At 61.2% G+C, this 13,703-nt stretch carries 10 protein-coding genes; 6 read left to right on the top strand and 4 right to left on the bottom strand.

The window, feature by feature from the left end; all coding sequences use genetic code 11:
• Positions 1–8 precede the first annotated feature (8 nt).
• The 6 genes from RIN56_08910 (at position 9) to RIN56_08885 (ending at position 9,690) form a co-directional block, all read left to right on the top strand.
• Positions 9–1,187 carry a DEAD/DEAH box helicase gene (locus RIN56_08910; GenBank protein ID MDR7866930.1) on the top strand — a complete coding sequence of 393 codons (1,179 nt, stop codon included), beginning with the start codon at positions 9–11 and terminating at the stop codon, positions 1,185–1,187.
• A gap of 11 nt (positions 1,188–1,198) precedes the next feature.
• Entirely contained in the window at positions 1,199–3,106 is a 1,908-nt protein-coding gene (locus RIN56_08905; GenBank protein MDR7866929.1) for an ABC-F family ATP-binding cassette domain-containing protein, read from the top strand.
• A gap of 54 nt (positions 3,107–3,160) precedes the next feature.
• A complete protein-coding gene (locus RIN56_08900; protein MDR7866928.1) occupies positions 3,161–3,775 on the top strand; it encodes an FMN-dependent NADH-azoreductase in 615 nt (204 codons plus the stop codon).
• A 56-nt stretch (positions 3,776–3,831) separates the two neighbouring features.
• The gene (locus RIN56_08895; GenBank protein MDR7866927.1) at positions 3,832–5,016 is read left to right on the top strand and encodes an MFS transporter; all 1,185 of its coding nucleotides are present in this window, start codon (positions 3,832–3,834) and stop codon (positions 5,014–5,016) included.
• Between the two features lie 33 nt (positions 5,017–5,049).
• On the top strand, positions 5,050–6,558 hold the full coding sequence (locus RIN56_08890) for a S41 family peptidase (GenBank protein ID MDR7866926.1): 1,509 nt from the start codon (positions 5,050–5,052) through the stop codon (positions 6,556–6,558).
• 156 nt (positions 6,559–6,714) lie between these two features.
• Positions 6,715–9,690, top strand: coding sequence for an EAL domain-containing protein (locus RIN56_08885; GenBank protein ID MDR7866925.1), 2,976 nt, complete (start codon positions 6,715–6,717; stop codon positions 9,688–9,690).
• Between the two features lie 55 nt (positions 9,691–9,745).
• On the opposite strand, the gene RIN56_08880 is transcribed toward RIN56_08885, so the two are convergent.
• From RIN56_08880 to RIN56_08865, 4 genes are all read right to left on the bottom strand, one after another.
• Positions 9,746–10,060, bottom strand: coding sequence for a hypothetical protein (locus RIN56_08880; GenBank protein ID MDR7866924.1), 315 nt, complete (start codon positions 10,058–10,060; stop codon positions 9,746–9,748).
• Positions 10,061–10,116: 56 nt separating this feature from the next.
• Positions 10,117–11,727 (bottom strand): peptide chain release factor 3, encoded by a 1,611-nt coding sequence (locus tag RIN56_08875; GenBank protein ID MDR7866923.1) that lies wholly within the window; start codon positions 11,725–11,727, stop codon positions 10,117–10,119.
• Positions 11,728–11,905: 178 nt separating this feature from the next.
• Positions 11,906–12,484 (bottom strand): hypothetical protein, encoded by a 579-nt coding sequence (locus RIN56_08870; GenBank protein ID MDR7866922.1) that lies wholly within the window; start codon positions 12,482–12,484, stop codon positions 11,906–11,908.
• 158 nt (positions 12,485–12,642) lie between these two features.
• Complete coding sequence (locus tag RIN56_08865) at positions 12,643–13,638, bottom strand: beta-ketoacyl-ACP synthase III (protein ID MDR7866921.1); 996 nt, start codon at positions 13,636–13,638, stop codon at positions 12,643–12,645.
• Positions 13,639–13,703: the final 65 nt, after the last annotated feature.

The following is a 13,703-nucleotide window of genomic DNA, read 5'->3' as shown; positions in this document are numbered from 1 at the left end:
GAAAAAACATGGATGATTCATTTGCGGGCATCGGCATAAACGAGCCGCTCGCCAGGGGCCTTGGCAAGGCGGGCATAACCCGGCCGACCGGCATACAGACCGAAGTAATCCCGCCGGCTCTCTTCGGCAAAGACGTTATCGGGCAATCGGCGACCGGCACAGGCAAGACGCTGGCCTATCTGCTGCCGCTCTTCCAGAAGATCGAAGCCGCCAAAAAAGAGACCCAGGCGCTCATCCTCGCTCCGACCCATGAACTGGCGATGCAGATATATCACCAGAGCGAAGCGCTCGCCCACAACGCGGCCTTGCCGGTAACGGCCGTCCCGATCATCGGCCAGGTAAACATAACGCGGCAAATCGACATGCTGAAGGGAAAACCGCATATTATTATCGGTTCGGGCGGCCGGATCCTCGAACTCATCCAGAAGCGCAAGATAAATACCCAGACAGTCAGGACGATTATCATCGATGAAGCGGACAGAATGCTGGACGATACGAACTGGGCCACCGTCAAAGCGGTGGTCAAAACCACCATGCGCGACAGGCAAATGCTGTTTTTCTCGGCGACCCTGCCCCCGGCCGCGCTGGCGCGCGCCAGGGAACTCACGCGCGACCCGGAAGTGATTGCCGTCAAGGGGCAAACCGCTATCCCCGAAGGCATCTCCCACCTGTATTTTGTGTGCGAGCAGCGGGAAAAAATCGAAGTGCTGCGCAAACTGGCAGCCCACCTGAATGTCGAACAGGCGCTTGTGTTCATCAATCAGAGCGAGGCGATCGAAACAACGGTCATGAAGCTTAACTATCACGGCCTGGCGGCGGCCGGCATATACGGCGCGGCCGTCAAAGCCGATCGCCGGAAAGCGCTGGAGGATTTCCGCAGCGGCAAGGCGCGGCTCCTGGTCGCTTCCGACCTGGCGGCACGGGGCCTGGATATACCGGGAGTGGCGTATATCTTCAACCTAGAGCTGGCGGAAGACCCGCAAATCTACCTGCACCGGGCGGGGCGGACGGGTCGGGCCGGCCAGAGCGGCACGGCGATATCGCTCGTTACCCGTAAAGAAACGGAGCTGCTCGCGAAGATCGCGAAGGCCCTGAAAATCAAGCCGGCGGCCAAAGAGCTGCACCGCGGCAAGCTTGTCGACAGCAACCCGCCGGTGAAACCTGCGATGCGCCCGGCAACAAAGTAAGGGATTACGGCATGAATGTACTTTCGATCGAAAACCTGGCGAAAAACTATGGTGAGAGAGTCTTGTTCGCCGATGTCTCCCTTGGGGTCGACGAGGGCGACAAAATCGGTCTCATCGGCGTCAACGGCGCCGGTAAATCGACTTTTTTAAAAGTCATCGCCGGGCTAGAACCGGCCGATGGCGGTACGGTAACCCTCGGCAGCGGCGTGCGGGTGGGGTACCTGCCGCAAAACCCGGAGCTTGACGCCGCATCCACCGTCCTTGCGCAAGTCTTCACAGGCGGCTCGCCGGTAATGAAGCTGATCCGGGAATACGAGCAAGCCTTGCAGCAAAGCGGCGCTGCTCCCGGCGATGCCGAGCGGCAAAAGCAGTTGATCGCTCTCAGCCAGCGAATGGACGCCATGGATGCGTGGCAACTGGAAAGCAGCGCCAAAGCGATCCTGACCAAGCTGGGCATCGGCGATTTTACGGCCATCATCGGCACCCTTTCCGGCGGAGAGCGCAAGCGGGTCGCGCTGGCCAGCGCCCTCGTAAATCCCGCCGACCTGCTCATCCTCGACGAGCCGACCAATCATATCGACAACGAAATGGTCGCCTGGCTGGAGCAATATCTCCACGCTTACAAGGGCGCCCTGCTCATGGTGACCCATGACAGATACTTTCTCGACCGGGTAGCCACCCGGATTATCGAAATTGATAAAGGCCGGCTGTATACCTATGGCGGCAACTATAGCAGCTTCCTCGAAAAGAAGGCCGAGCGGGAAGAACAGCAGGCCGGCAGCGAACGCAAGCGGCAAAACCTCTTCAGAAACGAACTGGCCTGGATTAGGCGGGGCGCGCGAGCGCGGAGTACCAAACAGAAGGCGCGGCTCGACAGATTTCAGCAGCTCGGCAGTCAAAAGGCCGCGCCTGCGGCCGAAAAGCTGGAGATAGAGGCTGTCGCAAGCCGGCTGGGCCGGAAAATCATTGCCCTGGAACATATCAAGCAAGCGTTTGGCGAGCGGACCCTGATCCGCGATTTCAGCTATACCGTTCTGCGGGACGACAGGGTGGGCATCGTCGGACCTAACGGCAGCGGTAAATCCACGCTGCTGAATATCATTGCCGGGCGTCTGGCTGCCGACAGCGGCACGGTAGAGATCGGGCAGACCGTCAAGATCGGCTGCTTCTCCCAGGAAAGCGGCGACATGGACGACAGCCTGCGGGTCATCGACTACATCCGGGAAGAAGCCAGCATTATTACCACCGCCGACGGCGGCACGGTCAGCGCCTCGCAGATGCTGGAGCGCTTCCTCTTTCCGCCGAATGTGCAGTGGATGCCGATAGCCAAGCTGTCAGGCGGGGAAAAGCGCCGCCTGTATCTGCTCAGGATATTGATGGGAGCGCCGAATATATTGCTGCTCGACGAACCCACCAACGACCTCGATATCCAGACCCTGACCATTCTCGAAGACTATCTGGACGATTTCCCCGGCGCGGTCATCGTCGTATCCCACGACCGTTATTTCCTCGACCGGGTGGCGGATAAAATATTCGCCTTCGAGCGTGACGGCGATATCAGGCAATATCCCGGCGGCTACTCCGACTATCTGGATAAGCGCACGCCGCCGGAGCCCGCGGCAGCCGGGAAGCCAAAAGACGCGAAACCGCCTGTGCCGCAGGCGGTGAAAAAGCCAACCCGTTTTACCTTTAACGAGCAGCGCGAATACGAGCAAATCGACGCAGTAATCGCCGACGCCGAACGGAAATTACATGAAGTTGCCGCCCGCATCGACGCCGCCGGCAGCGACTTCGCACAACTGCAAAAACTGGTGGCCGAGCAGAAGCAACTGGAGCGCGAGCTTGACGGATTATTGGAACGGTGGACATATCTGAATGAACTGGCGGAGGAAATAAGTAAAAGCTCAAGAACAAAATAAAAAGACGGTGTTAACGAACGCCGCGGACAACAAAGGTATAGGCAGGTGTAGATTTTGGCGCAGGTTCTCGCAATCATGGCCAATCCGCGAAAAAATTCTTATACAATGCGGCTCATGCAAGCCTTCCTCACGGCGTACCAAAAGCGCAATCCGGCGGACAACATTATTGAGCTCGATCTTTATAAAACGGAAATACCGGTAATAAACGCCGCCGTCCTGGAGGCCTGGAGCAAAGCGCCAGGGCAACATACCGGCGAAGAAGAGCGCCTGCTGGCGCGGGTCGATCATTTTACCCGCCAGTTTATCGCCGCCGATAAAGTAATCATTGCCGCCCCGATGTGGAATCTCCAGTTCCCGCCCCTGCTGTCAGCGTATATCGCCAATATCGCGGTTGCGGGAAAAACCTTCGAATACACGGACACCGGGTGGCGGGGCCTGGTGCCCGACAAACCGGTGCTGCTTATTCACGTCCGCGGCGGCTGCTATTCCGACGGCCCCGCCCAGGCTTTCGACCACGCCGTCCCCTACCTCAGATCAGTCTGCAGCCTATTGGGAATCGCCGACTTCAGGACGATAATCTGCGAGGGTATCGAAGCGTCCCCCGACAAATCGCAGGAAATCTTGGCGCAGGCGCTGCGGGCAACAACCCAACTGGCGGAATCTTTCTAGTAGAAAATCCCAAGTTTATATTTATTGTCATGCATTGTTATGTGGGGAGGTAAACCGTGAAACAGAAATACCTGGGCTTACTGTCGGCCGGCCACTTCTTTACCGACGTCAATCAGGGCGCCCTGCCGGCCATCCTGCCGTTCCTCATCGTCGAGCACAACCTCAGCTACGCTTCCGCGGCCACCCTCGTTCTGGCGGCCAACCTCGTCTCCTCCGTCATCCAGCCCCTGATCGGCCACCTCGCCGACCGCAAACCCATGCCCTGGCTCATGCCGGCGGGCGTGTTCCTTGCCGGGCTGGGCCTTGCCTTCACCGGCTTCATCGATAACTATTGGCTGCTGTTCCTGTCCGTCACCGTCAGCGGCATAGGCATTGCCGCCTTCCATCCCGAAGCCGCCCGGCTCGCCAATTTCGTCTCCGGCGAGAAAAAAGGCACCGGCATCAGCATCTTCGGCGTCGGCGGCAACGCCGGCATCGCCGTCGGCCCGATCATCACCACCGCCGCCCTGCTCTTCTGGGGCCTCAAAGGCACCCTCGTCCTCCTTGTCCCCGTCGCCGTCATGGCCGCCTTCCTCGCCCTGGGGCTAAAATCCCTGGAGCAGTTTAGGCCGGCCCCGAAGAAAAAAGAGGCAGGCTCCGGGCCCGCGCCCGCCCAAGACGAGTGGGGCGCCTTCTCCCGCCTCATGGTAGTCATATTCAGCCGCTCGACCATCTTCTACGGCCTCACCACCTTCATCCCCCTATACTGGATAAACATCCTCGACCAGTCCAAAGCCGCCGGCGGCACGGCCCTGTCCGTCCTCCTCTTCACCGGCGCCGTAGGCACCCTCATCGGCGGACGGCTGGCCGACAAATACGGCTACCGCCAGGTCGTAAGGGCGGGCTATGCGGCCCTCGTTCCCGCAATGCTGCTCTTCCTCGCCGCCGACAGCGCCGCCGCCGCCACCCTGCTGCTCATCCCCTTGGGTCTTTGCCTGTACATCCCCTTCAGCCCGACGATCGTTCTCGGCCAAAAATATCTGCCCACCCGCATGGGCCTGGCGTCGGGCGTCACACTCGGACTGGCCGTCAGCTTCGGCGGCCTTACCACCCCCATACTCGGCTGGCTCGCCGACCAGCACGGCCTCAGCCTTGCCTTCGCCGTCATCGCCGCCGTCCCGGTGATTGCCGCACTCGCCTCCTTCACCTTGACGGCCCCAGGGCAGTCGGCCGCACCGGCTGCCGCGCAAGCGAAACCCTGACAGCCGGCGATTGCCGAACAAGGAGGTAGTACCGTGAGTGTGCCGACGAACAGCGTAAGAGCATATCTGGGGAAAATATCGCTGGCGGTGCTGTTGCTGCTCCTCATCGCCCTTCAGGCCGTTCCGGCCGCCGCACAGCCCGCCTACCGGGCGCCGCAGCCCGAGGATTACGGCGGCCTCGCCTGGAGCGAAGCCTTTGACAGGCTGCACGGCAAATTCTCGCGGGAGTACGCGTTCACCGGCTGGAAAAAAATCGACTGGGCGGCCCTTTACAGCCAATTCAAGCCGCGGATCGACCGGGCCCAGGCGGCGGACGACTTTACCGCCTATTACCTCGCCCTGCGGGGTTACGTGCACTCCATCCCCGACGGGCATGTCCGCATTACAACCGTGCCCGAAATAGACAAAAAATTCATCGGCGGCGGCTTCGGCTTCTCCGCCGTCAAACTATCGGACGGCAGGATCATTGCCGCCTGGGTCGACGAAGCCGGCGCCGCGTTCGCCCAAGGACTGCGGGCGGGGGCGGAACTCCTCGCCTGGAACGGCCGGCCGGTCAAGGACGCTTTAAAAGACGTCCCGACGCTTTTCACCGCCAACTCGGCCACCGCCGAGGACCTGGCCAGCCAGCAGGTGCGTTATCTTACGCGCGCCCCACGGGGCACCGGGGTTTCCCTCGTCTTTGCCGTCAACGGCGAAACAGCGCGGGCCACGCTCAGCGCTTACGACGACAGCGGCAAGTCGCTTGCCAGAAGCTACCCCGCGGCCGTCGTTTCCGACGGCCTCAGGGATCTGCTCCTGAACGCGGCCAACCCCCAGCCTCCTCCCGCGGCGATGATCGAAAAGAAAATCCTGCCCGGAAACATCGGCTATATGAAAATCTGGGGCGAATTCGACGCCGACCTCGGGGACACCGGCCGAGCCCCCTCGACCCTCGGCCTGTTCAGAACGGCGCTGGCCGAATTCAACGCCGCCGGGGTAAAGGGACTGATCCTCGACATCAGGAACAACGTCGGCGGTCTGGACTCAATGGTCGCGGACATGCTGGCCTCGTTCTACCGGGAAGAAGTCCTGTACGAATACCAGAACTGCTTCAATGCCGCCACCGACGCCTGGGAAATAGTCCCCGACGACGCCCAGGCGGGCGCCGCCGACGCCGGCCTATACATCAGGCCGGCCGCGCCCTTCTTCGGCGGGCCGGTCGTTGCCCTCGTAAACGGCAAATGCGTCAGCTCGGGCGAAGGTTTGGCGATGGGGATCAGGAACCTGCCGAACGGCGAAACCGTCGGCTTTTACGGCACCAACGGCTCGTTCGGCATGGCCGGCGGCGGGGCGAAGATGCCCGGTAACCTGGAGATTCACTGGCCGTTCGGGCAATCCCTGGACAAAAACAGGCAAGTACAGATCGACAGCCGCGACGGCACAGGCGGCATAGCGCCGTCCGTGCGCACACCGCTGACAAAGAAAAACGCGTTGCGGATCGCGCGCGGCGAAGACGTAGAACTTGAGCACGCTGTCGAAATCATCACCAGCCGCGTCAAATAGCTGCAGTCCTCCCCCGTATACGAAAAATCCTGCCAGGCAGGATTTTTTGCCTATTTAAGGAAGTATAACCGTAACGAAGTCGAATCTCGGCGATAAAAATTCATACAGCAGCAGGCCGACTCCGGCGGAACGGACCTTCTATGGAGGTGGGAAGAGTTGGCGGTTAAGATGGGACAAAAGATCGGCATATCCTTATTTCTTCTGATAGCCATATTCTTGGTGTTCAGTGCTTTCGCCTACATGTCCCTGTCAAATATCGTCGCAGACGTGAGCGACATCCGCCTCGCCCAGGAGCGGGCGCTGCTCGCCGTGCGCATCGAACTGGGCTACACCGGCGCCGTCCTCCAGATAAGGCGTTACCTCGCCGACGGCGTCCTCGCCTACAAAGAAAGCGCCCTGCAGGGCTACAGCGACGTCCTGCGGCACGAAAACAGCCTGCTGGCACTGACCGCCGACCCGGCCACGCAAGACCTGGTAAGCGCCGTAATCCGGAAAACCGACACATACGTGGCCGGCGTCACCGGCGAATATCTCCCCCTTCACGAAGAGGAAAAGCGGGCCAGGGCGGCCGGCGACACCGTCCGGGCGGAAGAACTGGCCGGCCGGAACCAGGCGATGCTCTTCGCCTTCACCGACATGGCCAGGGAAATCCAGGCCGGGCTCAATAACATCTCCGCCCGGAACGAAGAAATCATCACCGCCAAACTGGCGTCAGTCATCAGAGTCTCCAACTCTTTGGTAGGCGCCCTGTGGTTCCTCTCGCTCGCGGCGCTGCTGCTGGCGGCGCTGCTCGGCTATCGCCTCACCAAATCCATCACCGTGCCGCTCGCCGCAATGACCAGCAGCATGGACGAGATGGCCGCCGGCAGCTTCGAGCGCGACACCTGCCCGGAAATCCTCGGCCGCAGCGACGAATTCGGGTTGATGGCGGCGTCCTTGACCGCCATGAAGCGCAACACGCGCGAACTGATCGGCGAGCTTCACGAAAACCAGGAGCAGATGCGCGCCCTCCTCACCGCCAACCCCGACCTTATCATCCGCTTCGACGGCGACGGCTGCTACCGGGAAGTCATCGAACCCTCGGGCTGGAATCCCTTCAACATCGAAGGCATCACGATCGGTGGCCACCTGTCCGAGTATCTGCCCGTCCACCTCGCCGAGCTATACATGGCCGGCATCAGGAACACCCTGGCAACGGGGCTGCCCCAGACCTTCGAATACGAAGCGGAAGATAACGGCGCGCGGTGGACGCGCGAATGCCGCACCTACAAAAAAGCCGACAACGAAGTCGTATTCATCATCCGCGACATCACCTACCGCCGCAGGGTCGAGGAAACCCTTCGCCAGATAGTCGAAGGGATGTCCGGCACCACCGGGCGGGAATTCTTCGACTACCTCACAGACTACTTCGCCCACACCTTCAACATCCGCTACTGCTTCATCGGCGAATTCCTCGACCACGGCAAAATATCGCTGCTGTCCAGCATCGTCCGCGGCGCGCGGCTCAACCCCTTCAGCTTCGAAGTCGCAGCCGACCAGCCGTCCCACGACGTATACCACGGCAGCGACGTCATCTACCGGGAAAAGACCTGGCAGCACTACCCCTTCTTCCGCAACATTCAGGGCTCGGTCCTGGATGCGTCCGACGGGCAGGAGCCGCGGCTCATGGAAACCTACATTGGCGTCCCCCTCAAGGACTCCTCCGGGCAAGTCCTCGGCATCATGGCCCTCATGGACGAACGCCCCGTGCCCAACGCCGAACTAATCATCGCCATCTTCCGCATCTTTGCCGCCCGGGTGGCCGCGGAACTGGAGCGGATGGTCAACGAGCGGCAGATCCAGCGCATGGCCTACCACGACGCCCTCACCGGCCTGCCGAACCGCTGGCGCATCACAGAGTTGCTCGGCAAAGCCGTCGACAAGGCCGCGGGCCAGCCCGGGACGGTCGCCATCCTGCGGTTCGACATCGACAACTTCCGCTACGTCAACGACAGCGTCGGCCGCGCCGCCGGAGACAGGCTGTTCGTGGCCGCCACCGAGCGGCTGCGGCAGGTCATTGCCGCCATCTGCCCCGCCTGTGACCTCGCCCGCCTCGACGGCGACAACTTCATGGTGCTGATAAAGGACGCCGACGCCGGGAAGATGGCCGAAGAAGTGGCCCAGGCGATGGTAAACTCCCTGGCCAAGCCTTTCCAGTCCGGGGAGCGCGACCTGTACCTCAACACCAGCATCGGCATCAGCCTCTTCCCCTGGCATGGCGAGACAAGCGAAGAACTGTTCAACAGCGCCGAACGCGCCCTGAACTACGCCAAAGAACACGCCAAGGGCAGCATCCAGCTCTACGACCCATACCTACAGACCGAAGCAATCAAAAAAATAGCCATGCTCAACGACCTGCGCAACGCCATCACCAACGAGGAATTCGTCCTCTTCTACCAGCCGCAGTACCACGCATTCGAAGAACGGCTGGTGGGAGTCGAAGCCCTCCTGCGCTGGAAACACCCCAACAAGGGCATGGTCGCTCCCCTGGACTTCATCCCCCTGGCAGAATCGTCCGGCCTCATCATCCCCATCGGCGAATGGGTCATGAACCAGGCCTGCCGCCAGCTCAGGGGCTGGCTCGACGACGGCGCCGCCCCCATCCGGATGGCGATAAACATCTCCGCCGTCCAATTCAACCAGCCGCGCTTCGTCGACATGGTCCGGCGGGCCATCGAAACGCACGGCATCCCGCCCAGCCTCCTCGAGCTGGAAATCACCGAGAACGTCACCATGCACGGGGTCGACAAAGTCCGCGACAAACTGGCGGAAATCGCCGCCATGGGCGTCGTCGTATCCATCGACGACTTCGGCACAGGCTACTCCTCGCTCTCCTACCTCCAGACCTTTCCCATCTACAGCCTCAAAATCGACCGCAGCTTCGTCCGCAGCCTGCACACCAACCAGGCCAACGCCGACATCGTATCCGCCGTCATCGCCCTCGCGCACAGCCTCAGCCTCAAAGTCGTGGCCGAAGGCGTCGAAACCGAAGAAGAACTGGGCATCCTCAAGGCAAAAGATTGCGACATCATCCAGGGCTACTTTTTCGGCTATCCCCAGCCGGCGGAGAGCCTGACCATACCCAAAGGCTGACGACAACAAAAAAAACAACGGCCTGAACCGCGCGGTTCAGGCCGTTTCATCATCGTTACTTATAACCTTGCTCGCGGTGCTTCAGGACGGCGGCGAGCTTCTCCTTCACCGTGGCAGGCCCGGCCCATACGTCGCGGAACACCTGCGCGTTCTTGAAGCTCGCGCTCCACTCGAACGCCCCGTCCGGCATATAGCAGGCGAAAATCAGCGGCTTCTTCAGACTCTCCGGCACCGCCCCCTCCTCGTCGGTCAGCAGCGCAAAGCTCTCCTCCGGGCTAGTCTCGTAGAACAGCGTCGACAGACCGTCCTCTATCTCCGTCTCCGCGAACCCGAGGGCTGCAAAAAATTCTTTGACGTTTTCTTCCACCATAACATCATCTCCATCCCAGATAATAACCTGTACCTATTGTACCGCAAGCAGGCGGTCTACACAACATTTCGGGAATTTGCGGCATTACCCTGAGGCGCGGCGAAAAACTCCACGCCCGGGTTGCGCTCTTTCACCCAGTTCAGCTGCCACTCCGTCGTTATCAGCACCAACGGGCGCCCCTTGGTATCCTCGAGCAGCATGCCGTTATCGAGGCCCTTAAGCGCCTTGACATTGAGCCCCTGGCCGGCCACCCAGCGGGCCAGGCCGAAAGGCAGCGGGTGCATCAGGATATCGACGCCGTACTCCTGCTTCAGGCGGTACTGCAGCACCTCGAACTGCAGGCTGCCGACCACGCCCACCACGAACGACTCGATCACCCCTGGCTGGCGGAAAACCTGCACCGCCCCCTCCTGGGTCAGTTGCGTCATCCCCTTCACGAACTGCTTGCGCTTCATCGTATCCTTGGCCTGCACGCGGGCGAACTGCTCCGGCGGGAAAACGGGGAAATCCTCGAAGCGGATCTCGTGCCCCGGCTGGCAAAGCGTGTCGCCGATAGCGAAAATGCCCGGATCGAACAGCCCGATGATATCTCCGGGCTGGGCCTCCTCGACCAGCGTCCGCTCCTGCGCCAGGAACTGCTGGGGCTGGCTCAGCTTCACCGGCTTGCCCGACTGCACGTGGGTCACAGTCATGCCGCGCTCGAACTTCCCCGAGCAAATGCGGATGAACGCTATGCGGTCGCGGTGGGCGGGGTTCATGTTCGCCTGGATCTTGAACACGAACGCCGCGAAAACATCGCTGTCCGGGCTGACGACCTCCTGTGACGAACGGCGGGGCGAGGGAGGGGGGGCCATACGCAGAAACTCCTCCAGAAAAGGCTGCACCCCGAAGTTGGTCATTGCGCTGCCGAAAAACATCGGCGTAAGCTCGCCGCGGGTCACCTTACCGTAATCGAACTCGTCGCCGGCCATATCGAGCAGGGCGATATCGTCGCACAGAGCCTGGTGGACATCCTCGCCCAGCAACTGCCGAAAAGCCGCGTCATCCACGCTGCCGGTCGTCGACGGCACCGCCCGCTGGCCGTGCGACTCGTCCTTGGCGAACAGCTCCACCTGATTAAGCTGGCGGTTGTACACGCCTTTATAATCGCCGTCCACGCCTACCGGCCAGTTCATCGGGTAGGCGCGGATGCCCAGCACCTTCTCGATCTCCTCCATAAGCTCGAAAGGATTGCGCCCGAACCGGTCCAGCTTGTTCACGAACGTGAAGATCGGGATGCCCCGGTCCTTGCACACCCGGAAAAGCTTCTTCGTCTGCTCCTCCACGCCCTTGGCCACATCGATGATCATCACCGCGCTGTCGGCGGCGATCAGCGTCCGGTACGTATCCTCGCTGAAATCCTGGTGGCCGGGGGTATCGAGGATATTGACGCGGATGCCCTGATAGTCGAACTGCAGCACACTCGAAGTCACCGAAATGCCGCGCTGCTTCTCGATCTCCATCCAGTCCGACACGGCGTGCTTCTGGGTCTTGCGCGCCTTCACCGACCCGGCCAGGTGGATAGCCCCGCCGTACAGCAGCAGCTTCTCCGTAAGTGTCGTCTTGCCGGCGTCCGGGTGGGAAATAATCGCGAACGTCCGGCGGGGACTAATTTCATTAATAGACATCTTTCCTCCGTTTATCTGCCGCAGATACCTCTGCGCTCATAGCTGACGCGAATATCATTCACATGCCTAAAAATTATACCCGGTTTTGCGTCCGACTGCAAGCTTCCGCGGCATTTGGCCCGCAGCGGCAAAAAAATTCCTGCCGTCCGTACGGCAGGAATATCGGTTCCCGGCTCGCTTATCCGTTCGTCGCCGGCGGCGCCTGGACGGCCGGCCGCGGCTTCGAATAATGCATCGTAATCCAGATCGCCGCCAGCGTCGCGCCGTTGTCGATCAGCTCGTGCTCCCACCAAGTCATATCGATCCCGTAAAGAGCCGCGACGGAATTGAGCAGATTGAAACTGAAAGCCACCGCCCACGCGCCGGTGATAATATAGTTCACCCGCAGAAACTGCGGGTGGTACCAGTATTGCGGATCGACCTTCTCCCTGGCGTACGCCAGCGTGAACGGCCGTTTCACCAGCATCGACAGCCAGGTCATCAGCGTCAGCTTGCCGTTGGCGAGCACCCCCAGATGATGGATGACCCACATATTGGTCATCAACACAACCGTCACCAGGCAAAAGGCAAAAAACAGCAGCGTTCCCCAGGCCATCAGTCCCCGGTGGACGCCCTGGCGGGTCTGGTAGACGGCGATCGCCGTCGCGACCGTGATCGAAATCTTCAGCATCGTAAGGGGCGGGAAAAGGGGCACCAGCATCAGGAACTTCAGCACAAGCCAGGGGGCGAAAGTAGCCGCAAGCGCAAAAAAGGTCATGCCGTCAACCACCACTCTCTGCCGAATCAGTCCTGAAAACTTTTTCCTGTTCGACATTCCTTCCTTCGCCGGGATACGACAAATATCCTGCCCCTGTGGACGCCGCACACGCGAAAAGGCGCCGGAGCTAATGCTGCCGGCGCCTTTTCAGCGCTTCTTCAATCCTTCAGCCACCTCACGGCGCACGACGCCCACGTCAGCCCGCCGCCGAAGCCCACCAGCACGACGACATCGCCGTTCTTCACCCGGCCGGCCTTCACCGCCTCATCGAGCGCGAGCGGCACCGACGCCGCCGAAGTGTTGCCGTACCGGTCCACATTCACATACACCTTCTCCATCGGCATCGCCAGGCGCTTGGCCGCCGACTGGATAATGCGGATGTTCGCCTGGTGGGGTACCAGCAAGGCGACCTCCGCCGGCGCCACGTTCGCCCCGGCGAGCGCCTTCAGCGCCGAATCGCCCATTATTTTCACCGCGAACTTGAACACTTCCTTGCCGTTCATCTGGATATAATGCAGGCGTCCGGCCACCGTCGCCGCCGTGGCCGGCTGCCGCGACCCGCCGGCCGGCACCTTCAGCAGCTCGCCGCCCGTGCCGTCGGCCCCCAAATCCGCGCCGACGATCCCATAACCGGGGGCGGTTTCGCCCAGCACTGCGGCCCCCGCCCCGTCGGCGAACACAATCAGCGTATTGCGGTCGGCCGGATCGGTTATCCGCGACAGCGTCTCCGCGCCGATCACCAGCACCTTGCGGTACATCCCCGACCTAATCAGCTCGCCGCCCACGACCAGACCGTACACGAACCCCGAGCAGACCGCCGTCAGATCGAAGGCGGCGGCCCGCTTCGCCTTCAGGTTGGCCTGCACCAGGCAGGCCGTCGACGGGAAAATCATATCAGGCGTCACCGTGGCGACAATTATAAGGTCGAGCTCCTCCGCGCCCACGCCGGCATCCGCCAGCGCCCGCTCGGCAGCCCGCGTCGCCATAGCCGACGTCGTTTCCCCTTCGCCGGCGATGCGTCGCTCGCGGATGCCGGTGCGCTCCGTTATCCACTCGTCTGTCGTATCCACCAACCGTTCAAGGTCCCGGTTGGTCACGACCTTCTCCGGCACATACGAACCCAGCCCCAAAATACCTGCGAACCTTTCCCTCATATAGCGGGCAGCTCCTCATCTTCTGGCCGTACAGACGCACCTAATCCGGCCATACTTTTCTATTA

Source organism: Sporomusaceae bacterium (genome assembly GCA_031460455.1).
Taxonomy (GTDB): Bacteria; Bacillota; Negativicutes; order Sporomusales; family UBA7701; genus Anaeroselena.
Note: the sequence above shows the minus strand (reverse complement) of the source record. Positions and strands in the feature narration are given on the sequence as shown.

Bases quoted from the DNA above. Each gene is read 5' to 3' on its own strand.
- RIN56_08910 (MDR7866930.1), top strand. From the start codon at position 9: ATGGATGATTCATTTGCGGGCATCGGCATAAACGAGCCGCTCGCCAGG.
- RIN56_08905 (MDR7866929.1), top strand. From the start codon at position 1,199: ATGAATGTACTTTCGATCGAAAACCTGGCGAAAAACTATGGTGAGAGA.
- RIN56_08865 (MDR7866921.1), bottom strand. From the start codon at position 13,638: ATGAGGGAAAGGTTCGCAGGTATTTTGGGGCTGGGTTCGTATGTGCCG.
- RIN56_08870 (MDR7866922.1), bottom strand. From the start codon at position 12,484: ATGACCTTTTTTGCGCTTGCGGCTACTTTCGCCCCCTGGCTTGTGCTG.
- RIN56_08880 (MDR7866924.1), bottom strand. From the start codon at position 10,060: ATGGTGGAAGAAAACGTCAAAGAATTTTTTGCAGCCCTCGGGTTCGCG.
- RIN56_08875 (MDR7866923.1), bottom strand. From the start codon at position 11,727: ATGTCTATTAATGAAATTAGTCCCCGCCGGACGTTCGCGATTATTTCC.